At 70.9% G+C, this 19,675-nt stretch carries 23 protein-coding genes and 1 pseudogene; 9 read left to right on the forward strand and 15 right to left on the reverse strand.

The annotated features are described in order from the left end of the window. Positions 1-218: 218 nt before the first annotated feature. Positions 219-1,001, reverse strand: coding sequence for a cache domain-containing protein (locus ACIRF9_RS50855; protein WP_403837236.1), 783 nt, complete (start codon positions 999-1,001; stop codon positions 219-221). A 35-nt stretch (positions 1,002-1,036) separates the two neighbouring features. Beyond that, positions 1,037-1,777, reverse strand: coding sequence for a FadR/GntR family transcriptional regulator (locus tag ACIRF9_RS50860; RefSeq protein WP_403837237.1), 741 nt, complete (start codon positions 1,775-1,777; stop codon positions 1,037-1,039). 120 nt (positions 1,778-1,897) lie between these two features. On the opposite strand from ACIRF9_RS50860, the gene ACIRF9_RS50865 reads away from it, so the two are divergent. From ACIRF9_RS50865 to ACIRF9_RS50880, 4 genes are read left to right on the forward strand one after another with little or no spacing between them, the layout of a single operon-like run. After that, positions 1,898-2,935 carry an ABC transporter ATP-binding protein gene (locus ACIRF9_RS50865; RefSeq protein ID WP_403837238.1) on the forward strand — a complete coding sequence of 346 codons (1,038 nt, stop codon included), beginning with the start codon at positions 1,898-1,900 and terminating at the stop codon, positions 2,933-2,935. Positions 2,936-2,970: 35 nt separating this feature from the next. Next, complete coding sequence (locus ACIRF9_RS50870; RefSeq protein WP_403837239.1) at positions 2,971-4,173, forward strand: ABC transporter substrate-binding protein; 1,203 nt, start codon at positions 2,971-2,973, stop codon at positions 4,171-4,173. Positions 4,174-4,177: 4 nt separating this feature from the next. Then, entirely contained in the window at positions 4,178-5,071 is an 894-nt protein-coding gene (locus tag ACIRF9_RS50875; protein ID WP_403837240.1) for an ABC transporter permease, read from the forward strand. 16 nt (positions 5,072-5,087) lie between these two features. After that, a complete protein-coding gene (locus tag ACIRF9_RS50880) occupies positions 5,088-5,903 on the forward strand; it encodes an ABC transporter permease (RefSeq protein ID WP_403837241.1) in 816 nt (271 codons plus the stop codon). On the opposite strand, the gene ACIRF9_RS50885 is transcribed toward ACIRF9_RS50880, so the two are convergent. From ACIRF9_RS50885 to ACIRF9_RS50915, 7 genes are all read right to left on the reverse strand, one after another. Next, the gene (locus ACIRF9_RS50885; RefSeq protein ID WP_403837242.1) at positions 5,900-6,706 is read right to left on the reverse strand and encodes an ABC transporter ATP-binding protein; all 807 of its coding nucleotides are present in this window, start codon (positions 6,704-6,706) and stop codon (positions 5,900-5,902) included. The genes ACIRF9_RS50880 and ACIRF9_RS50885 overlap by 4 nt on opposite strands. 29 nt (positions 6,707-6,735) lie before the next feature. Then, positions 6,736-7,515, reverse strand: a complete 780-nt coding sequence (locus ACIRF9_RS50890) for an ABC transporter permease (protein WP_403837243.1) — start codon at positions 7,513-7,515, stop codon at positions 6,736-6,738. Continuing rightward, positions 7,512-8,285, reverse strand: a complete 774-nt coding sequence (locus ACIRF9_RS50895; RefSeq protein ID WP_403837244.1) for an ABC transporter permease — start codon at positions 8,283-8,285, stop codon at positions 7,512-7,514. Before ACIRF9_RS50895 ends, ACIRF9_RS50890 begins: the two co-directional genes overlap by 4 nt. Further along, positions 8,282-9,253: an ABC transporter substrate-binding protein gene (locus tag ACIRF9_RS50900; protein WP_403837245.1), complete on the reverse strand. Its 972-nt coding sequence runs from the start codon at positions 9,251-9,253 to the stop codon at positions 8,282-8,284. Before ACIRF9_RS50900 ends, ACIRF9_RS50895 begins: the two co-directional genes overlap by 4 nt. A 165-nt stretch (positions 9,254-9,418) precedes the next feature. Continuing rightward, positions 9,419-10,354 carry a PDR/VanB family oxidoreductase gene (locus ACIRF9_RS50905; RefSeq protein WP_403837246.1) on the reverse strand — a complete coding sequence of 312 codons (936 nt, stop codon included), beginning with the start codon at positions 10,352-10,354 and terminating at the stop codon, positions 9,419-9,421. Then, positions 10,351-10,521, reverse strand: a complete 171-nt coding sequence (locus tag ACIRF9_RS50910; protein WP_403837247.1) for a hypothetical protein — start codon at positions 10,519-10,521, stop codon at positions 10,351-10,353. The genes ACIRF9_RS50905 and ACIRF9_RS50910 overlap by 4 nt, the downstream gene beginning before the upstream one ends. Then, the gene (locus ACIRF9_RS50915) at positions 10,518-11,588 is read right to left on the reverse strand and encodes a Rieske 2Fe-2S domain-containing protein (protein WP_403837248.1); all 1,071 of its coding nucleotides are present in this window, start codon (positions 11,586-11,588) and stop codon (positions 10,518-10,520) included. Before ACIRF9_RS50915 ends, ACIRF9_RS50910 begins: the two co-directional genes overlap by 4 nt. 732 nt (positions 11,589-12,320) lie before the next feature. On the opposite strand from ACIRF9_RS50915, the pseudogene ACIRF9_RS50920 reads away from it, so the two are divergent. Continuing rightward, a pseudogene (locus tag ACIRF9_RS50920) lies at positions 12,321-12,497 on the forward strand (sugar kinase); the annotation flags it as partial. Positions 12,498-12,776: 279 nt separating this feature from the next. Here the strand turns inward: ACIRF9_RS50920 and ACIRF9_RS50925 are convergent. After that, positions 12,777-13,181: a DUF302 domain-containing protein gene (locus tag ACIRF9_RS50925; protein ID WP_403837249.1), complete on the reverse strand. Its 405-nt coding sequence runs from the start codon at positions 13,179-13,181 to the stop codon at positions 12,777-12,779. A gap of 179 nt (positions 13,182-13,360) precedes the next feature. On the opposite strand from ACIRF9_RS50925, the gene ACIRF9_RS50930 reads away from it, so the two are divergent. The 3 genes from ACIRF9_RS50930 to ACIRF9_RS50940 all read left to right on the forward strand — a co-directional run bounded on the left by ACIRF9_RS50930 (position 13,361) and on the right by ACIRF9_RS50940 (position 15,921). Beyond that, positions 13,361-14,722, forward strand: coding sequence for a rhodanese-like domain-containing protein (locus ACIRF9_RS50930; protein ID WP_403837250.1), 1,362 nt, complete (start codon positions 13,361-13,363; stop codon positions 14,720-14,722). Positions 14,723-14,791: 69 nt separating this feature from the next. Beyond that, complete coding sequence (locus tag ACIRF9_RS50935; RefSeq protein WP_403837251.1) at positions 14,792-15,178, forward strand: rhodanese-like domain-containing protein; 387 nt, start codon at positions 14,792-14,794, stop codon at positions 15,176-15,178. Next, positions 15,175-15,921, forward strand: coding sequence for a sulfite exporter TauE/SafE family protein (locus tag ACIRF9_RS50940; protein ID WP_403837252.1), 747 nt, complete (start codon positions 15,175-15,177; stop codon positions 15,919-15,921). The genes ACIRF9_RS50935 and ACIRF9_RS50940 overlap by 4 nt, the downstream gene beginning before the upstream one ends. 18 nt (positions 15,922-15,939) lie before the next feature. Here ACIRF9_RS50940 and ACIRF9_RS50945 read toward each other — a convergent pair whose 3' ends face one another. Beyond that, a complete protein-coding gene (locus tag ACIRF9_RS50945) occupies positions 15,940-16,227 on the reverse strand; it encodes a metal-sensitive transcriptional regulator (RefSeq protein WP_123986680.1) in 288 nt (95 codons plus the stop codon). Between the two features lie 81 nt (positions 16,228-16,308). Between ACIRF9_RS50945 and ACIRF9_RS50950 the strand changes: the two genes are divergently transcribed. Next, positions 16,309-16,896, forward strand: coding sequence for a rhodanese-like domain-containing protein (locus tag ACIRF9_RS50950; protein ID WP_403837253.1), 588 nt, complete (start codon positions 16,309-16,311; stop codon positions 16,894-16,896). A gap of 51 nt (positions 16,897-16,947) precedes the next feature. On the opposite strand, the gene trxA is transcribed toward ACIRF9_RS50950, so the two are convergent. The 4 genes from trxA to ACIRF9_RS50970 are packed head-to-tail and all read right to left on the reverse strand — an operon-like array spanning position 16,948 to position 19,516. Next, positions 16,948-17,319 (reverse strand): thioredoxin, encoded by a 372-nt coding sequence (gene trxA, locus ACIRF9_RS50955; protein ID WP_403837254.1) that lies wholly within the window; start codon positions 17,317-17,319, stop codon positions 16,948-16,950. Positions 17,320-17,371: 52 nt separating this feature from the next. Beyond that, positions 17,372-18,379, reverse strand: coding sequence for an aminotransferase class V-fold PLP-dependent enzyme (locus ACIRF9_RS50960; RefSeq protein WP_403837255.1), 1,008 nt, complete (start codon positions 18,377-18,379; stop codon positions 17,372-17,374). After that, positions 18,270-19,067, reverse strand: a complete 798-nt coding sequence (locus tag ACIRF9_RS50965) for an aminotransferase class V-fold PLP-dependent enzyme (RefSeq protein WP_403837256.1) — start codon at positions 19,065-19,067, stop codon at positions 18,270-18,272. The genes ACIRF9_RS50960 and ACIRF9_RS50965 overlap by 110 nt, the downstream gene beginning before the upstream one ends. Continuing rightward, complete coding sequence (locus ACIRF9_RS50970) at positions 19,064-19,516, reverse strand: OsmC family protein (protein WP_403837257.1); 453 nt, start codon at positions 19,514-19,516, stop codon at positions 19,064-19,066. Before ACIRF9_RS50970 ends, ACIRF9_RS50965 begins: the two co-directional genes overlap by 4 nt. Between the last annotated feature and the right edge of the window lie 159 nt (positions 19,517-19,675).

Below are 19,675 nucleotides of genomic sequence, written 5' to 3' on the forward strand. Positions count from 1 at the left end.
GGACCCTGCGGGACATGGGGTACACGCGGCTGACGATGGTGCTGCGCGAGCCCCGGCCGGCGCCCGCGCCCCGCAGAACCCGCACCACCCGGCGCGGCGCGGGCCACCTGAGCGTGGTCCCCGCCCCCCGGGCCTGACCGGGCACCGTCGGCGTTCAGGTCGCCGACGGCGCCCTGGTCAGGGACGACACCCACCCTCGCGCGCCGCGGCCGCGCATCTCACCGCCCGGCCGTCACCAGGACCAGCGGCACGCTCCCGCACGGCACCAGCCGCCTCCCGTCGGCCCCGGCGGACCCCGCCCCGTCCAGTACGGCGGCGAAGTCCGGCCCCTTCGCCAGCGATCCCGCCAGCCGCCCCGGGTCCGCCGACGCTGCCACCCGCCCGCGCGCGTTGACCAGGTACGCGGGGCGCGGCAGGGTCCGCAGCAGCGGCAGCACGGCGGCCTCGAAGTGCCGCAGGTACACATCCGCCGCGGCCACCCCCACGAACCGGCCCCCCGCCTCCACCGGCGCGGAGAGCGTCAGGCTGTACTCGTCGGAGCAGAGGTAGTCCACGTACGGCCCGGCCACCGCCCGCCGCCCGGTCTCCCGGGGCAGCGTGAACCAGTCCCAGTGGGTGTAGTCCGAGTACGCCGACCGGCCCGGATCGAGGTCCGGCAGCAGCGGCCGTACGTCGCCGTCGGCGCCCGTCTGCCACCACTCCAGCCAGGCCGGTACGTCCGTCAGCAGGCCCGGCGCGGCTACGAAGCCGACGCCGGAGACCAACTCCTCGCGTGCGAGCCGCAGATGGAGTCCGGGGCGCAGGGCGGCCAGGTCGGCGGTGACGGGCCGGCGGCCCTCGGCGGCCACCCGTGCCAGCAGCGCGGCCGTGTCGGCGCGGGTCTCGGCGACGGCGGCGAACACCGCTTCGAGGGCGCCGCCCACCGCCGCCGCCACACGCTCCTCGGCGGCCGAGCCGAGCGGTCCGGCCGGCGCACCGACGACGACGGGGCTGCTGCTCATGGCGCCCTCCAGCGGACGGACCGGGCGCGGTGCGGCTACAGGGTCAGACGCAGGGCGATGAGCCGTGCCGTCGACTCCCGGACGCACCGCTCGGCCAGCGCACCGGCCGATTCGTGCGCCCCATCTTGCACGGCGGAGATTACGGAGCGGTGACGGTCCGCGACTTCTTCACGGTATGTGTCGTCCCCGAACACGAGGCAGAGCAGCGCCCCGACCTCGGTCTGCAGGGCGACCTGTTCGCGGGTCAGCCGGGCGGACTGCGCGGCCGCCGCCAGCTCCACATGGAAGCGGCCGTACACCCGGCTGCGCGCCGCCGAGTCCTGAGCCTGCGTCAACTCGTCGACCGTACGCCACAGTTGAAGCAGGTCGTCGGCTTCGGTGCGGTCGGCGGCGAGGCGGGCGGCGGCGCCGGACAGGGCGGCCCAGTGGTCGCCGAGGTCGCGCAGCTCCTCGGTGCTCCAGCCGCGCAGCCGGCTCCGGAGCCGGTCCTCGGCGGGCACCTCGGGCTGGGAGACGAAGCTGCCGCCGCCGCGGCCCCGGCGGGTGGTGACCAGACCCTGCTGACGCAGCGCCATCAGTGCCTCCCGCAGGGTCACCGTGGACACCCCGAGCCGTCCGGCCAGCTCGGTCTCGCCGGGCAGCTGTTCCCCGTCGGCGAGCAGGCCGAGGTCGATGGCGTCACCGAGCCGGCGCACCACGGCCTCCACTCGCGCCCCGCTGTCGACCGGCGCGAAGATGGCTCTGCGGGCTCCGGCACCCGCCTGCTGCTCCCTCACGGCCACCACCCTGTGCGTTGACTCAAGCTTTACCCTAAGGGGGCCTTGAGCTTTGAACTATGACTTCATATGTTTTTGCTCGACCGGTCAACGCTCGAGAGCGCCAGAAAGGTTCCCGCCATGGAGGGGATTGCGATCCGGCTGCAGGACCTGCGGAAGTCGTTCGGGGAGACGACCGCCGTGGCCGGGGTCGACCTGGAGATCCGGGACGGGGAGTTCTTCTCGATGCTCGGCCCCTCCGGCTCGGGCAAGACCACCGTGCTGCGCCTGATCGCCGGGTTCGAGTCCCCCGACCGGGGCCGGATCGAACTCGCCGGGCAGGAGGTCACCGGATTGGCCCCGTTCGAGCGGGACGTCCACACCGTCTTCCAGGACTACGCCCTCTTCCCCCATATGACCGTCGAGCAGAACGTCGCCTACTCCCTCAAGGTCCGCAGGGTGCCCAAGGCCGAGCGGCTGGTCCGGGCCCGCAAGGCCCTCGCCGAGGTGCGTCTCGAGGGCTTCGGCAAGCGCCGCCCCGCCCAGCTCTCCGGCGGTCAGCGCCAGCGCGTCGCCCTCGCCCGCGCCCTCGTCGGCCGCCCCCGGGTGCTGCTGCTCGACGAGCCGCTCGGCGCCCTGGACCTCAAGCTGCGGGAGGAGATGCAGGTGGAGCTGAAGGACCTCCAGCGCGAGGTCGGCATCACCTTCGTCTTCGTCACCCACGACCAGGAGGAGGCCCTCACGATGAGCGACCGCATCGCCGTCTTCCACGGGGGCCGCATCGAGCAGGTCGGTACCCCCGCGGAGATCTACGAGCGGCCCGCGAGCCCCTTCGTCGCCTCGTTCGTCGGTACGTCCAACCTGCTGGAGGGGGAGTCCGCCCACCGGATCGTCGGCACCCCCGGCACCTACAGCATCCGCCCCGAGAAGATCCGCGTCCTGAAGGAGTCCGCCGAGACCGACGTACCCGGTCACGCCTCCGCCGCCGGCACCGTCGCCGAGGTCGTCTATCTGGGTGACGTCACCCGCTTCCTGGTCGACCTCGACGAGGGCGGCCGTCTCACCGCCCTCCAGCAGAACCTGGAGACCTCCTCCGAGGACGTCGCCGCCTACCGCGGCACCCGGGTGCGGCTGCGATGGCACCACCGGCACGCCGTCGCGGTCCCCGACCCCCGCTGACCGTCCCCGTCAGGCACTCACCCATGGAGTACGTCGTGAGCCTCACCAGAACACTCCAGGCCGCGGCCGCCGCCGCACTGCTCGTCGCCGCCACCGCCTGCGGCTCCTCCGACTCCGACAACGGCTCGTCGTCCGCCTCCCAGCTCAATCCCCCCGACCTCGCGACGCCGACCGCGCTCGGCAAGACCGAGGGCCAGGTCAACCTGATCGCCTGGGCCGGCTACGTCGAGGACGGCTCCAACGACCCGAAGGTCGACTGGGTGACCGACTTCGAGAAACAGACCGGCTGCCAGGTCAACTCCAAGGTCGCCGCCAGCTCCGACGAGATGGTCAAGCTGATGAAGACCGGCGAGTACGACGCCGTCTCCGCCTCCGGAGACGCCTCGCTGCGGCTGATCGCCTCCGGCGACGCGGCCCCCGTCAACACCGACCTCGTCCCCAACTACCAGGACGTCTTCGACGGACTGAAGGACGGGTCCTGGAACTCCGTCGACGGCCAGATGTACGGCATCCCGCACGGCCGCGGCGCCAACCTGCTGATGTACAACACCGAGAAGGTCACCCCCGCGCCCACCTCCTGGTCCGCCGTCTTCGACGACGCGGGGAAGTACAAGGGACATGTGACCGCCTACGACTCGCCGATCTACATCGCCGATGCCGCGCTGTATCTCAAGGCCACCCAGCCGGACCTCGGCATCGAGGACCCGTACGCCCTCGACCAGAAGCAGTTCGACGCCGCCGTGGCCCTGCTGAAGAAGCAGAACGCGAACATCGGGGAGTACTGGAGCGACTACCTCAAGGAGATCTCCGCCTTCAAGAGCGGCGACTCGGTGGTCGGCACCACCTGGCAGGTCATCGCCAGTCTCGCGGCCGACGAGGGCGCCCCGGTCAAGGCCTTCGTGCCGGAGGAGGGCTCGACCGGGTGGTCCGACACCTGGATGGTGTATGCAAAAGCCAAGCATCCGAACTGTGCGTACAAGTGGCTCGACTGGATCGTTTCCCCCGAGGCCAACGCGCAGGTCGCGGAGTACTTCGGCGAGGCGCCCGCCAACTCCAAGGCGTGCGCCCTGACCAGCGACAAGAACTTCTGCGCGACGTACCACGCGGACGACGAGGACTACTGGAAGGACATCGCGTTCTGGAACACGCCCATCGAGCAGTGCCTGGACGGGCGGACGGACGTCACATGCGTGCCCTACGCCCGGTGGGTGCAGGCCTGGACCGAGATCAAGGGCTGACCGGATGACCGCCCTGACGTCCGAGGCCGCCGGGCGGGGCACCGTCCGGCGGCTGGCCGGGGCCCTGCACCGCCGGCCCCGGCTCCGGCTGGCCCTGCTGCTGACCGCCCCGCTGCTGTGGCTGGTGATGCTGTACCTCGGTTCACTGACCGTGCTGTTCGTCTCCGCGTTCTGGACGACCAACTCCTTCACCTCCGAGGTGGTGCGGGTCTGGTCGACGGACAACTTCCACGCGCTGTTCACCACTCCCGTCTACCGGCAGGTGATCCTGCGCAGCGTCGGCGTGGCCCTGGCGGTGACCGCCCTGTGCGCGGTGATCGCCTTCCCCGTCGCCTTCTACACCGCGCGGGTCGCACGACCCCGGTGGCGGCCGCTCCTGGTGGTCGCCATCCTCACCCCACTGTGGGCGAGTTACCTGGTCAAGGTGTACGCCTGGCGGCTGATCCTGTCCGAGGGCGGGCTCGCCGACTGGATGCTGCGGCCGTTCGGTCTGGGCGGGCCGGGGTTCGGACTGGCCGCTGCGATCCTGACCCTGACGTACCTCTGGCTGCCGTACATGATCCTGCCGATCCACACCGCGCTGGAGCAGTTGCCGGGCGGGCTGCTCGACGCGTCGGCGGACCTGGGGGCACGGTCGTGGCGGACCTTCCGGTCGGTGGTGCTGCCGATGGTGCTGCCGTCCGTGGCGGCCGGGTCGATCTTCACCTTCTCGCTGAGTCTCGGCGACTACATCACCGTGCAGATCGTCGGCGGCAAGACCCAGCTGATCGGCAACCTCGTCTACTCCAACATCGAACTCAACCTGCCCATGGCCGCCGCGCTCGGCACCGTCCCGGTGGTGGTCATCGTGCTGTACCTGCTCGCGATGCGCCGCACGGGCGCGCTCAGCAGCCTCTAGAAGGGAGGGGTACGTCATGCGGCTCTCCCGCTCCGCGCGCATCGCCCTGCGCGTGGCCGCCGGGTTCGGCTTCGCGGTGATCTACGTCCCGCTGCTGCTGGTCCTCGTCAACTCCCTGAACCCGGACCGCAGCGCGAGCTGGCCGCCGCCCGGTCTCACCGTGCACTGGTGGTCGGTCGCCTGGCAGAACGCCGGGGCGCGGGAGGCGGTGTGGACCTCGGTGAGGGCGGGCCTCGGCGCCACCGCCATCGCGCTCGTCCTCGGCACACTGATCGCCTTCGCCGTCGCCCGGTACCGGTTCTTCGGCCGGGACGCCATCTCCTTCGTGGTCGTCCTGCCGATCGCGCTGCCCGGCATCGTCACGGGCATCGCGCTCAACTCCGCGTTCGGCACGGTGCTCGAGCCGCTCGGGGTGGGGCTCGGTCTGTTCACCGTGGTGGTCGGGCACGCCACCTTCTGCATCGTCGTCGTCTTCAACAACGTGGTCGCGCGACTGCGCCGGACCTCCGGCTCGTACGAGGAGGCGGCGATGGACCTCGGCGCGAACACCTTCCGCGCCTTCGTCGACGTCACCTTCCCGCTGGTGCGCTCGGCGCTGCTGGCGGGCGGACTGCTCGCGTTCGCGCTGTCCTTCGACGAGATCGTGGTGACCACGTTCACGGCGGGCGCCGGCGTCCAGACCCTGCCCATCTGGATCTTCAACAACATGACCCGGCCGCAGCAGGCGCCGGTGGTGAACGTGGTGGCGGCGGTGCTCGTCCTGCTCTCCGTGATCCCGATCTACGTCGCCCAGCGACTGTCGGCCGACACGGCGACGGAGAGCCGGATCTAGGACTCCTTCCCCGGGACGGCGTCCCGGGGCTCAAGCGTTCCGCGTTTCGCGGCCTGGATCTGCTCGTACACATGGGTGCGCAGCTCGGCGAAGCGCGGGGCGACCCGGGTGTGCAACTGGTCGCGCTCGGCGGGGAGATCGACCTTCAGCTGCTCCTGGACGACGGTGGGGGAGGCGGACAGCACGACCACGCGCTCGCCCAGGTAGACGGCCTCGTCGATGTCGTGGGTGACGAACAGGATCGTGATGCCGCGCTCCCGCCACAGGCCGCGGACGAGGTCCTCCAGATCGGCGCGGGTCTGGGCGTCCACGGCCGCGAACGGCTCGTCCATCAGCAGGACGCGAGGCTCGTAGGCGAGCGCCCGGGCGATCGCGACCCGTTGCTGCATCCCGCCGGACAGCTGCCAGGGATACGCCCCGGCGGCGTCCGCGAGCCCGACCGACTCCAGCGCGTCGGCCACCAGCTCCCGCCGCCGCTGCCTGGGCAACCCCTTCTGCTTCAGCGGCAGTTCGACGTTCGCACCGACCCGCATCCACGGGAAGAGACTCCGACCGTACTCCTGGAACACGAACGCCATCCCGGGCGGCGGACCGGTCACCTTCCGTCCCTCCAGCAGCACTTCACCGGAGGTCGGTGCCAGCAGTCCGCCCATGCACTTCAGCAGGGTCGTCTTGCCGCAGCCCGACGGGCCGACGAGACACACGAGTTCGCCCGCCTCGACGGTGAACGTCAGGTCGCGCACCGCCTCGACCCGGCGCCCTTTCCCCTCGTAGACCTTCCTCAGGCCGCGTACGTCGAGCATGGACCGCCCTTTCGTGAGGGGCACCCGGGTCACGGGGACCGCCGGGTGGATGCGCGCAGACCGTGGTACCAGCCGAGCACGCGCCGCTCGACCATCTGGAAGAGGACCGACAGGACGAAGCCCAGCAGGCCGAGCAGCAGGATGCCGGTCCACATGTCGGGGATGGCGAAGCCCCGTTGGAACTGCACGATGGTGAAGCCGAGCCCGTTGCTCGCGGCGAACATCTCGCTGATCACCATCAGGATGATCCCGATGGAGAGCGCCTGGCGCAGGCCCGCGAAGATCTGCGGGCTCGCCGACCTGAGGACGACCGAGCGCAGCCGGGCGACGCCCGTGATGCCGTACGACCGGGCCGTCTCCGCCATCACCGGGTCCACCGCCCGTACGCCCTCGACCGTGTTGAGCAGCACCGGCCACACACAGCCGCTCGCGATGACGACGATCTTCATGGTGTCGCCGATGCCCGCGAACAGCATGATCACCGGGACCAGCACCGGCGGCGGCACCGCCCGCAGGAACTCCAGGACCGGCTCGCACACGGCCCGCACCCGCCGGTACGACCCGATGACCGTGCCCAGCGCGATCCCGGCGACCGCCGCCGTCGCGTAGCCGCCCGCGAGCCGCAGCACGCTCGGCCGCACGTCCGTGCGCAGCCGCTCGCCGGTCCACACGTCCGGGAAGGCCTTCAGGATCGTGCGCAGGGGCGGCCAGTACACGTTGGTGCTGCCGTCGGAGGCCAGCCACCATACGGTGACCAGCACGGCCGGCAGCGCGAGGGCGAACAGCGGTCGCAGCAGCAGGCGTCTCACACCGCCACCTCCCCGCGCACCGACTGGTGCCAGGCCAGCGCCCGCCGCTCCACGGTCCGCGCGCCCACGTTGATCAGCAGCCCGAGCAGCCCGGTGACGACGATGAGCGCGTACATCTCGGGTACCGCCTGCGAGGTCTGCGCGACCGCGATGCGCGCACCCAACCCCGGTGCCCCGATGACGAGTTCGGCGGTGATGGAGAGGATCAGCGCGACGGCCGCGGCGAGCCGGACACCGGTCATGACGTACGGCAGCGCGGTCGGCCACAGGACGTGGCGGATCCGCGCCCAGGTGTCGAGGCCGTAGGAGCGGGCGGTCTCCTCGGCGACCGGGTCGACGTCCTGGATGCCGTACAGGACCTGGATGAGGACCTGCCAGAAGGCGGCGTAGACGACGAGCAGGAGGACCGAGCGGAGTTCGGTGCCGTACAGGAGGACCGCGAGCGGGATCAGGGCGACGGACGGGATGGGGCGCAGGAACTCGATCGTGGAGGCCGTCGCCTCCCGCAGATACGGCACGACGGAGACGACCACGCCCGCCACGACGCCCGCGCCGACGGCGAGGGCCAGGCCGAGCGCCCAGCCGGTGAGCGTGTCGCCGAGCGCCGTCCAGAACGCGCCCTCGGCGAGTTCGTCGCCGAGGGCGCCGGCGATCCGGCTCGTGGGCGGGAAGTAGGCCTCCTTGACCAGGCCGAGCCGCGGCACCGCCTCGCCCAGGGCGAGGAAGGCCGCGAGCCCTGCCGCACCGAGTACGACGTTCCCGCCCCTCACGGCAGCAGCTTGTCCAGGTCCGGGATCGTCTTGAAGAGCTTGTCCTGCTCGCCCAGCTTCTCCAGCGCCTCGATGGACGAGCGGTTGGCCTCGGCGGGCCACTTGGGCAGGGTGACCTGCGCCAGCACCGACGCCGGGATCTTGGTGTACGTGGTGACGATCTGCCGGACCTCGTCGGGGTGGGAGTCGGCGTAGGCGAGGGACTCCGCCGTGGCCTCCTGGAACTTCTTCACCACGTCCGGGTTCTTCTGCTCGTACTGCGTCGAGGTGAAGTACATGGCGACGGTGAGGTTCGGCGCCACGTCCACCAGCGGTGAGGCGATCTCCACCCCGCCCTGGCTCTTCACGGTCGCGAGCGCCGGCTCGACCACCATCGCGGCGTCGATCTGCCCGCTGTCCAGGGCGGCCGGCATCTGGTCGAAGGCGAGTTCCACGAACTTCACCGCGTCCGGGTCGCCGCCCGCCTTGCGCACCGACTCGCGCACGGCGGTCTCGTTGATGTTCTTGAGGGTGTTGATGGCGACCTTCTTGCCCTCCAGGTCCTTCGCGGACTTGATCGGGCTGCCCTTCTTCACGGTGATCGCCCCGAAGTCCTTGCCCTGCACTCCCGTTGAGGCGATGCCGTTCGAAACGGCCTTCACGGGAACGCTGTTGGACTGGGCGACCATCAACGACGTCATGTTGCTGAAGCCGAACTGGAACTGCCCGCTGACGACTCCGGGCACGATCGCCGCGCCGCCCTGCGCGGTGGTGATGGACAGCTTCAGGCCGTGCTTCTCGTAGAACCCCTTTTTCACGCCGAGGTAGACGGGCGCTACGTCGACGATCGGGATGAGGCCCAGTTTGACGGTCGTGACCCCGCCGGACGACGAACTCCCGCCGGACGAGCCGGAGTCGTCGGACGAGCCACAGGCCGCGGCGGCGAGCAGGAAGGTGCCGGCCGCGAGACCGGCGAACAGACGACGCATGGCTCCCCCTGTGCAGAGACAACGGTGTTCCGACAGGCTGTGCGCACACCGCACAGTAGTGCTCAATTGGCGTGCAGGGAACGTAGATCGTGCCGTCCGGCGGGGTCAATGGTTTTGGCTGACGAAATTGTTGACAGTTTTCCCCGCCGGTCTGGGACCGCCGGCTCACAGATCCAGGACGAGCCTCTTCCCCCTGCACCGCGACACGCAGATCATCATCGTCTCCCCGGCCTCCCGTTCCTCGGCCGTGAGCACGGAGTCGCGATGGTCCGGTGTGCCCTCGAGCACGTCGGTCTCACAGGTGCCGCAGGTGCCCTCGGTGCAGGACCAGAGCACCTCGACTCCGGCGGCGCGCACGGTGTCGAGGACGGAGACGCCGGGCGAGACGGTCAGCGTACGGCCGCTCTGCGCCAGCTCGACGTCGAACTCGGAGTCCTCGCCCGTCGGTTGGGCCTTGGCCTGGAATCTCTCGACATGCAGGGCACCGGACGGGCAGCGCGCCTCCACGGCGTCGAGCAGCGGGCCGGGGCCGCAGCAGTAGACGAGGGTGCCCTCGGGGAGGTCGTCGAGCACGGAGCCGAGATCGAGCAGCCCGGTCTCGTCCTGGGGAGCGACGGTGACCCGGTCCCCGTACCCGGCCAACTCCCCGGTGAACGCCATGGAGTCGCGGGTCCGTCCGCCGTAGAGCAGCGTCCACTCGGCGCCCGCCGCTTCCGCCGCCGCCAGCATCGGCAGGATCGGGGTGATGCCGATGCCGCCCGCGACGAAGCGGTAGCGGGCAGCGGGACGCAGGGCGAAGTGGTTGCGCGGACCGCGCACCCGGACCTTGTCGCCCTGCCCCAACTGCTCGTGCACATACGCCGATCCGCCGCGCCCCTCCGATTCCCTCAGGACGGCGATCCGCCAGGCGGAACGGTCCGCGGGATCGCCGCACAGCGAGTACTGGCGCTCCAGGTCCGGCCCGAGCAGGACGTCGATGTGGGCGCCCGGCTCCCAGGAGGGGAGCGGCTCGCCCAGCGGGTGGCGCAGGGTGAGGGAGCGTACACCGTCGGCCGCGGACCGTATTCCGTCGACGACGAGTTCGGCTTCGTGCACCGTCATGAGCTGTTTCCTTGCGACTCGTGTCCCTGGGGGTGGGCGAGCATCCACTCCCACATCTCCACCGGGTCCTGCGCGGTGTGCTCGCGACCGCAGTGACAGGTGCCGTGCAGGGTGTCCGTGCCCGGCAGCCAGTCGATGCGGTAGATCTCGCCGGTCGGGCTGCTCACAGGACCTTCTCCACCGGCTTGTCGCCCTCCTCCACCAGCCGGGCGAGGATCCGGCGGGCGGCAAGGCCACCGGTGTCGATGTTGATGCTCAGCTCCTGGTAGCCGGTGCGCTCGGTGCCGAGGGTGCGCTGCAGCAGATTGAGCGCGGTGACGTCCTGCATGACGACGGTGTGGTTGTTGCTCCGCAGGAACTCGGTGACCTCGTCGTCCTCCGTCGCCCAGTCGCGCGACACCATCCAGAAGTCGTACACCTTGCCGTCGGCGGACGGGGTGATCGCGTACGTGACCTCGGTGTGGAAGCCGTTCGGGTCGCTGCCGTCAGGCTCGGGCACCACACCCACCGGGGCGACCCGGCTGTGCAGCAGATACAGGCACGGCGCGTGGTACTCGATGTCCTGCCAGCGGGTGATGCGCCCCTCGATGCCGGTCGAACGGGCGTAGAACGGCGGGCATTCGGCGTCGTCCATGTGCCGGCTCACCCGGACGATCCCGGCGCCCTCGTCGACCTCCGTGGTGATCGGCGTCTCGGCGACCTCGGGCGTGCCGATGTAGCCGCCGTGCAGATACGTCTCGTGGGAGAGGTCGAGCAGGTTGTCGACGAGGAGCCCGTAGTCGGCGTCGATCGGCTCCATGCCGCGGACGGTGACCCAGCCGGGGGAGTCGAGGTGCCGGGCCCGCGGGATGCTCTGCGGGTCCGCCAGCGACGGGTCGCCGATCCACACCCACACCAGCGAGTCCTGTTCGACCACCGGGTACGAGGCGACCCGCGCGGTACGCGGCACGCGCTTCTGCCCCGGCACGTACACGCAGGTGCCCGTCGTGTCGTACGTGAACCCGTGGTACCCGCACACGATCCGGTCACCGTCCAGCCGCGTCGGGGCCTCGGACAGCGGGTAACGGCGATGCACACAGCGGTCGTGCAGCGCGACCGGCGTCCCCTCCTCCTCGGTGCGGTAGAAAACGAGGGTCTCCCCGAGGATCGTCCGGCCCAGCAACTCCCGGCCCACCTCGTGGCTGTAGGCGGCGACGTACCACTGGTTCCTGGCGAAAGTGGTGATGTGCGGCATGGCAGTTCCCGTCCCTGTCGGCGGGGCTCCGTCGCCCCGCGTGCCGTGGTTGGAATCAGGGTCGTGAGGCTTGTGTCGGCTCGGCAAGGCGGCTTCTGTCAGGCGGAAGGACTTCTGTAAAGAACCTGGTCAGAGCCCTGTTCTGTCAGCCCCTAGTCGCGAGAGTGGAGCGCCGGGTGGTGCTGCTGTGCGGTTCGCGCTCGGGGGAGCCAGAGGCGGCGCCGGCGGGCGCGACTACTCACTACGTGGCACAAATCGCCCAAAAATGTCCACTTAGTTTCAATTGTGAGACTCCTCTGTCGACGGATGCTCGGTACAGCGGCAAGAATCAGCATCACTGCAGGTCAACTGCTGTTCGTTTTGGAGTCTGGGGCCCTCGGGGGCGAATCCGGGTCGAATCCGCACCCTTTTAGGTTGTCGAACGTATTGCCGCTGGTCAGGGTGGTGTGAGGTGGCGTGCTGATTCGCCTTGCGGATGGGGGCGGCGCGGCGAGCAGTCGGGCCGATGAGCCGCTGGCGGGGCACTGAATGGCGGTGGTCGGCTGCCAGGGGCCGGGGGGCTGACCAGCGGATTCTTCGCTGCCGGTGGCGGTCGCCTTTCGTGATCACGGCCTGCGGAAATGTCTTGAGGCGGGACGGCTGATGCGTGACGGCCCGGGATTGATGGTTCCTGGCCGAGACCGACCTGCCGGGCGGCAGGGCCATCCAGGAGACGGGTGGTAGGCGGGTGGCGTGGCCGGCTGCCCCGCCGCCTCGCGAGGCAGCCGGCGCTCTCGCAACATCCGGTACGCCCCGGAACTGCCATTCCCCGGGGCCGACATCAGCACAGCCTCGGTCGGCGCGCCGTCACCGACGCCGAGCTGGAAATCTCGGTACCCCAACGAGTTCATGGACGTCCGCGAGGGCCCTTGAGTGGTGCTCAAGTAAGTCCTGGCCATGGCTGGGCAGTTGAGGTAGTTCACATCTTCTGTGTCGAGACCGCGGGCCGGAGGCCGTGGTGTCCGACCGTTCGAGGATCGCCTCGCGGGCTGCTCGGGGAGAGCGACTCGGGCCGTGGCACCGGCGATCTCGCAGGGGCGTCGCCGACGACGTGGGTCGGACCGGGATCGAGGGGCGCCGGGGCGACCGTCCTCGCAGTCGGCGTATGCATGGGCCGGTATCGGACGTATTCGGTCGCGCGGGGTGCCGTCAGCCCTTCTCGTCGGCGGATGTGAGGGAGGCGAGGGCGGCGTCGAGGCGGCGGGTGGCCTCTTCGGCGACGGGGCGCAGTGCGTCGAGTTCCGTGAGGGCGACCATCGTGTTCGGGTCGAGGGCCTGGACGACCGTGTCGTCGCCGTCGCGGCGGACGATCACGTTGCAGGGCAGCAGCAGGCCCATGCTGCGGTCGGTCTCCAGGGCGCGGTGGGCGAGGGGCGGGTTGCAGGCGCCGAGGATGACGTAGTCCTCCATGTCGTGGTCGAGCTTGGCCTTCAGGGTGGCCGTCACGTCGATCTCGGTGAGGATGCCGAAGCCCTGTTCCGCGAGGGCGTCGCGGGTGCGGGCGACGGCGGTGGCGAAGTCGGTGTCGAGGCGGACGGTGCGGTCGTAGCGCATGGCAGTGGGCTGCCCTTCTGATCGGCTCGCGTGGCGCGGGACGGGTGCCCGGCGGTGCGCGAGGTACTCGTGAGGCGTTTCCCGGGCCTTCCCCGCCCTTTGAAATACCCCCTGGGGTACTCATGCTACCGTCGAAGACATACCCCCCGGGGTAAAAATTCGCTGGAAGGGAGTACCTCGTGTTCTTCGTCGACACGATCGAGGTGTCGGGGCTCGGCAATCGGAGCTACCTGGCGAGCGGTGAGCGGACGGCGGTCGCGGTCGACCCGCCGCGAGACCTCGACCGGATGATCGCGGCGGCCTCCCGGCGTGGGGTGCGGATCTCCCACGTGGTGGAGACGCACGTGCACAACGACTATGTGACCGGCGGTCTGGAACTCGCTCGCATCACCGGCGCCGCCTACCTCGTTCCGGCGGGAGCCCGCGTCTCCTTCGAGCGCGTACCGGTGCGTGACGGCGACCGCACGGAGATCGACTCCGCGGCGGGCCTGACCCTGCGCGCGCTGGCCACTCCCGGGCACACCCCGCACCACACCTCCTACGTGCTGGAGGAGGGCGGGGCGGCGATCGCGGTGTTCACCGGCGGCTCGCTCCTGATCGGCACCGTCGGGCGGCCCGATCTGGTCGAGCCCCGGCTGACCGAGGATCTCGCCCGGGCCCAGCACGCCTCCGCGCACCGTCTCGCGGCCGAACTGCCCGACGAGACGGTCGTGCTGCCCACCCATGGCTTCGGCAGCTTCTGCTCCTCCTCCCAGGCCGAGGGCAGCGACACGACCATCGGTAAGGAGAAGGTCTCCAACGAGGCCCTGACCCGGGACGTGGACGCCTTCGTCGCCGAGCTGCTGGCCGGCCTGGACGACGTCCCCGCCTACTACACGCACATGGGCCCGGCCAACGCCGGCGGACCCGCGCCCGTCGACCTGACCCCGCCCGCCGTCGCCGACGCCGACGAGATCGCCGCGCGGCTGGCGGCGGGGGAGTGGGTGGTGGACCTGCGCAATCGCATCGCGTTCGCCGAAGGGCACCTCGCGGGCTCCTTCAACTTCGAGGCCGGGGGGCAGCTCGCCACGTATCTGGCCTGGTTGATCCCCTGGGGCAAGCCGGTCACCCTGCTCGCCGAGTCGCCCGAACAACTCGCGGCCGCCCAGCGCGAGTTGGTGCGGGTGGGCATCGACCGCCCGGCCGCCGCGGCCACGGGTGGCCCGGCCGACTGGGTGCGCCCGGGCGAGGCGCCGGCTTCCTTCCCGAGGGGCACCTTCGCCGACCTGGCCGCGCGGTCCGCCGACATCGTCGTCCTGGACGTGCGCCGGGCGTCGGAGCGGGCCGGCGGATATGTCGACGGCTCGGTCCACATCCCGATCCACACCCTGCACGGCCGCCTCGGCGAGGTTCCCGACGGCGAGGTGTGGGTGCACTGCGCGGGAGGCATGCGCGCCGCGATCGCCGCCTCCCTGCTGGACGCCGCGGGCCGGGACGTCGTCGCGGTGGACGACTCCTTCGACGCGGCCGAGAAGGCGGGACTCGCCCTCCGGACCCCCTGACGGCGCCGCACGCCACAGCGGCCCGCCGGTCTTCCCCGACGACGTGACGAACAGGAGCCAGAAACCGAGATGAGCATCTTCCGACGGGCCCGGAGCGGCCCCGGGCGCGTGAGCGTGCAGGAGGCGGCCGTACGCACCGGGCACGACAACACCGAAGGCGGCGGTGACGCCGTGCTGCTGGACGTGCGGGAGCCCTACGAGTGGCAGGCGGGCCATGCCCCGCGAGCCGTGCACCTGCCGCTGTCCGCTCTGGCCGCCGGGGCGGGGCTGCCCGCTCACGCGCAGGCGCGGCCCCTGGTCGTGATCTGCCGTTCCGGCAACCGCTCCCGGCAGGCCGCCGAACTGCTCGTCGCCCGTGGCTCGCAGGCCGTGGACGTGATCGGCGGGATGCGTGACTGGGCCGGAGCGGGGCTGCCGGTGGTGGATGCGCGCGGCCGCAACGGCTCGGTCGCGTGAGCGCGGTCATACTCGCCCTGGCCGCCGGAGCGGTGATCGGCCTGGCGCTCGGCGCGCTCGGGGGCGGCGGCAGCGTCCTGGCGGTCCCCGCGCTGATCTACCTGCTCGGCTTCAGCCCGGTCGGGGCGACGACCGCGAGTCTGGTCATCGTCACGCTCACGTCGCTCACCGCGCTGGTCGCACACGCCCGCGAGGGCAACGTGCGGTGGCGTACGGGACTGCTGTTCGCGGCGGCCGGGATCGGCCCGGCGATGTTCGGCGGGGCGCTCGCCGCCCGCATCCCGGAGGCCGTACTGACGGCGGGCTTCGCTGCGGTCGCGGGAGCGGCCGCCCTGCGCATGCTGCGCGCCCGTCCGGCCGCGGAGGATGCCGTAACAGTGCGGCCGGGGCGGGCCGCGGCGGCCGGTGCCGGCCTCGGCGCGGTCACCGGTGTCCTCGGCGTCGGCGGAGGCTTCCTGGCCGTACCGGCGCTGGTCGGTGTGCTGGGCATGCGGATGCGGAACGCGGTGGGCACCAGCCTGCTGGTCATCACCGTCAACTCACTGGCCGCGCTGGCGACCCGGGCCGGCACGGTCGAGAGGCTCGACTGGGCCGTCGTCGGCCCCTTCATCGGGGCTGCGATTCTCGGGGCCTGGGACGGCAAGCGACTGGCCGTGAAAGTCTCCGGGCACACGCTTCAGCGGGTCTTCGCCCTGGTGCTGCTGGTCGTGGCCGCGTTCATGCTGATCGACGCGGTCGCTTGAGGCGGCCACCGCGTATGATCACGCCAGGGACAGGAACAGCTTCTCCAGCCGGGCGCGCATCGCCTCTGGGTCCTCGCCGTTCTTGCGCCCGGACTCCATGTCGGTCATGCACTGCTGCAGGCCCGTCGCGATGATCGCGAAACCGGCCCGGTCCAGCGCGCGCGAGGCGGCGGCGAGCTGCGTGACGACGTCCTCGCAGTCGCGACCCTCCTCGATCATCCGGATCACTCCGGAGATCTGACCCTGCGCCCGGCGCAGGCGGTTCAGCACGGCCTTCAGGTCCGCACCCTCGAGCTCCAGTTCCACGATCACTCCTCGAAAAATACCCCTAGGGGTACTGTACGTCCCGGTTCGGGGCGCCGTCGACCATTAAGGATCACATCTGTCATGACCAACTCCCCTGCCCCTGTCAGCCTCGGCGCCGACCAGGCCCGCACGCGGCTGCACGAGCTCACCGTCATCGACGTGCGCACGCCCGCCGAGTACGCCTCCGGCCACCTGCCCGGCGCCCTGAACATCCCCCTGGACCACGTCCGGCGGGCGCTGCCGGAGATACGGCACGCCGCCGAGCGCGGGGACGTCCTGGTCGTGTGCGCGTCCGGCGCCCGTTCCGAGAACGCCTGCAAGCTCCTTGCCGAGCAGGGCATCACCACGGCGACCCTCGCCGGCGGTACCGGCGCCTGGGCTGCCGACGGGCACGACCTGCACACACCGGCGGCCTGCGACACGCGTGCCGGCTGGAGCATGGAACGCCAGGTCCGGTTCACGGCCGGCGCCCTGGTGCTCCTCGGTCTCGTCCTGGGCCTGCTCGTGCATCCGGCCCTCCTGCTGATCTCGGCCGGCATCGCGGGCGGCCTGGTCTTCTCCGCCCTCACCGACACCTGCGGCATGGCGGCCGTGCTCGGCAAGCTGCCGCACAACCGCCCGCGCGCGACCGACCTGAACGCCGCGCTCACGGCTCTCCGCAGCCGCTGAACCCCTCGAGGTCCGGGGCACCTGCACAGACGCCGCGGGAGCCCTGAGCCCTCAGTTCGCTTCCGCCGAGCCCGCGGCGGCCTTCCGTCGTACGTCCTCCATGTCGACGGTCCGGATCTTGCCGATGAGCTCCTCCAGCGCCTGCGGCGGCAGCGCGCCGGGCTGGGCGTACAGGACGGTCCGGTCGCGGACGGCCATCAGGGTGGGGATGGAGGAGATCTGGAATGCGCCGGCGAGTTCGGACTGTGCCTCGGTGTCGACCTTGCCGAAGACGATGTCCGGGTGGCGCTCGGCCGCCTTTTCGTAGACGGGGCCGAACATCCGGCACGGTCCGCACCACGCGGCCCAGAAGTCGATCAGCACGATGTCGGAGCCGGTGACGGTCTCCTCGAAGTTGTCCTTGGTCAGTTCGACGGTCGGCACGGGATTCCCTCTCCTCTCAAGATACCCGGTGGGGTATCTTCGTCTGCTCGGTTCAACCGGTGTCGCCCCGGGTTTGTTCCAGGCAGACGGGCGGCAGCGGGAACCAGCGCATGCGCTCGAAGTCGGCCGGCAGCCCGGTGGGGCCGTCGTCCAGGTTGTCGGGCCCGGCCGTCAGCACCGCTTGGGCACGGGCGAGTTGACCGGCCAGTGCCTCCTCGCCCAGCCGACGATGGCGGGGTGTGAGGGCGGTGATCCGCCCGTCGACGCCGAGGCGCACGTCGGTCAGCCGCAGCGGAGGGTCGACGGGACCGTCTCGGTGGTGCCACTGTCCGGTGTGCGGGTCGAAGCGGTAGTCGGGAAGCAGGCGGTGCCCGTGCGTGGCGATCAGGTCGACGGCGTCGATGAGGTAGTTGCGGACGGTGTCGCTGATGAAGTAGTTGAAGTTGACGCGGGTCCAGCCGGGTTTGATGCCGTCGCAGCCGTGGGCGACCTCGTCGAGCAGGGCGTGGGAGGTGGCCGGGTCGATGGCGAGCAGGCGGTGGCCGTAGGGGCCCGCGCAGGAGCAGCCTCCGCGGGCCTGGATGCCGAACAGGTCGTTGAGCAGGGCGACGACGTAGTTGTGGTGCACGTAAGCGTGGTCGCCGTGGCGGATACGGAAGGAGACGATGGACACCCGGCGGGCGTGGTGGTTGCCGAGGACCTGGAGGCCGGGGTTGCGCTCCCAGGCCGCGAGGGCCTGGCGCCAGTGGCGTTCCTCGGCTGCCTGAATGGTGTCGGTGCCGACCGCCTGTTTCAGAGCGAAGACGAGCCCGGCCCGGATGGATTCGATGATCGCCGGGGTGCCGCCCTCCTCGCGGGCGACCGGGTCGTCGAGGTAGCGGTGGCCGAGGGGGTCGACGAAGGCGACCGTGCCGCCGCCGGGGGCGGTGGGCACAGGGTTGCGCACCAGCTCACGCCGCACGACGAGCACGCCCGGGGTCTGCGGCCCGCCGACGAACTTGTGCGGGGACAGGAACAGCGCGTCCTTGTGGTCCCCGGCGCCCGGAGCGCTCTGAGCCACTCGGATCGGGATGTACGGGTGCCGCCGCCGCGTAGTCCCAGAAGGACAGCGCGCCGTACATGTGCAGCAGACGCGCGATGCGGTCGGCGTCGGTGAGGATGCCGGTGACGTTGGAGGCGGCGGAGAAGCTGCCGATACGCAGCGGGCGGTCGGCGTACCGCCGGAGTTCCGCCTCGAGCCGGGCGAGGTCGATGTGGCCGTCCCGGTCCTCGTCGATGACCACGACGTCGGCGATCGACTCACGCCAGGGCAGTTCGTTGGAGTGGTGTTCGTAGGGGCCCACGAACACCACCGGCCTTTCGGCCGACGGCGGCCGGTCCGGGCGGCGCAGTTCCAGAATGCCGACCAGCTTGTTCACTGCCGCGGTGGCGCCGGAGCCGCAGAAGATCACGAGGTCGTCCTCGGTGCCGCCGACCGCGTCGCGGATGATCCGGCGGGCGTCCTCGCGCAGCCGGGTCGTCTGCAGGCCGGTGCTGGAGCTCTCCGTGTGGGTGTTGCCGTAGCGCGGCAGCACCTGCTCGCGGACGAAGTCCTCGACGAAGTCGAGGGAGCGGCCGGAGGCGGTGTAGTCGGCGTAGACGATCCGCTTCGGTCCGTACGGTCCGTCCAGGACCTCGTCGTCGCCGATCAGGCCGCCGCGGATGCGGTCCAGCGGTGCCGACGTGGTCGGCAGGGAGGCCGTACTCATGGTTCCAGCTCAATGTCGATCTTGGGCGGCTGGTGGAGGGTGTTGTGGACCGTGCAGTGCGAGGCCACGGCCAGCAGGGCCGCGCGCCGCTGCTCGGGCAGTTCCGGCGGCGGGGCGATCACAAGTCGCAGGGAAGTGACACGCGCCGGGCGGTCGGTGGCCATGACGAACTCCGTACGGACGCGCAGGCCGGCCTGGGGCAGGCCGTGCCGGTGGAGGTAACGGCCCGCGTAGAACGCCACGCAGGTGGCCAGTGAGGCCGCGAAGAGCTCGGTGGGGGTGGGTGCGGTGTCCGTGCCGCCCGCCTCGGCGGGCTGGTCGACCCGGAGGTGGTGTCCCCGGATGTCCACCGTGTAGGCGTCCCGGTCGACGTGGATGACCTCGAGGCGGTGTACGTCCAGGGGGTGCGGGTGGTTCGTGCTGAGAGGTTGCGGTGTGCTACCGGTCATGGCCGGGCGCCCTTCTCGCTGGTGTCGGCTGCTCCGGATTCCAGTCGACCACTGAGCGCGGGGGCGGGGTGAGGGGCCGACGGGGTGCGCCGGGGACCGCTCGGCCCTCGTGCCTGATTGTGCGGCGGTATACCCTGGTAGGTATTTTATCAGGGCGTT

This window comes from Streptomyces sp. NPDC096132 (genome assembly GCF_044763345.1).
GTDB lineage: Bacteria > Actinomycetota > Actinomycetes > Streptomycetales > Streptomycetaceae > Streptomyces.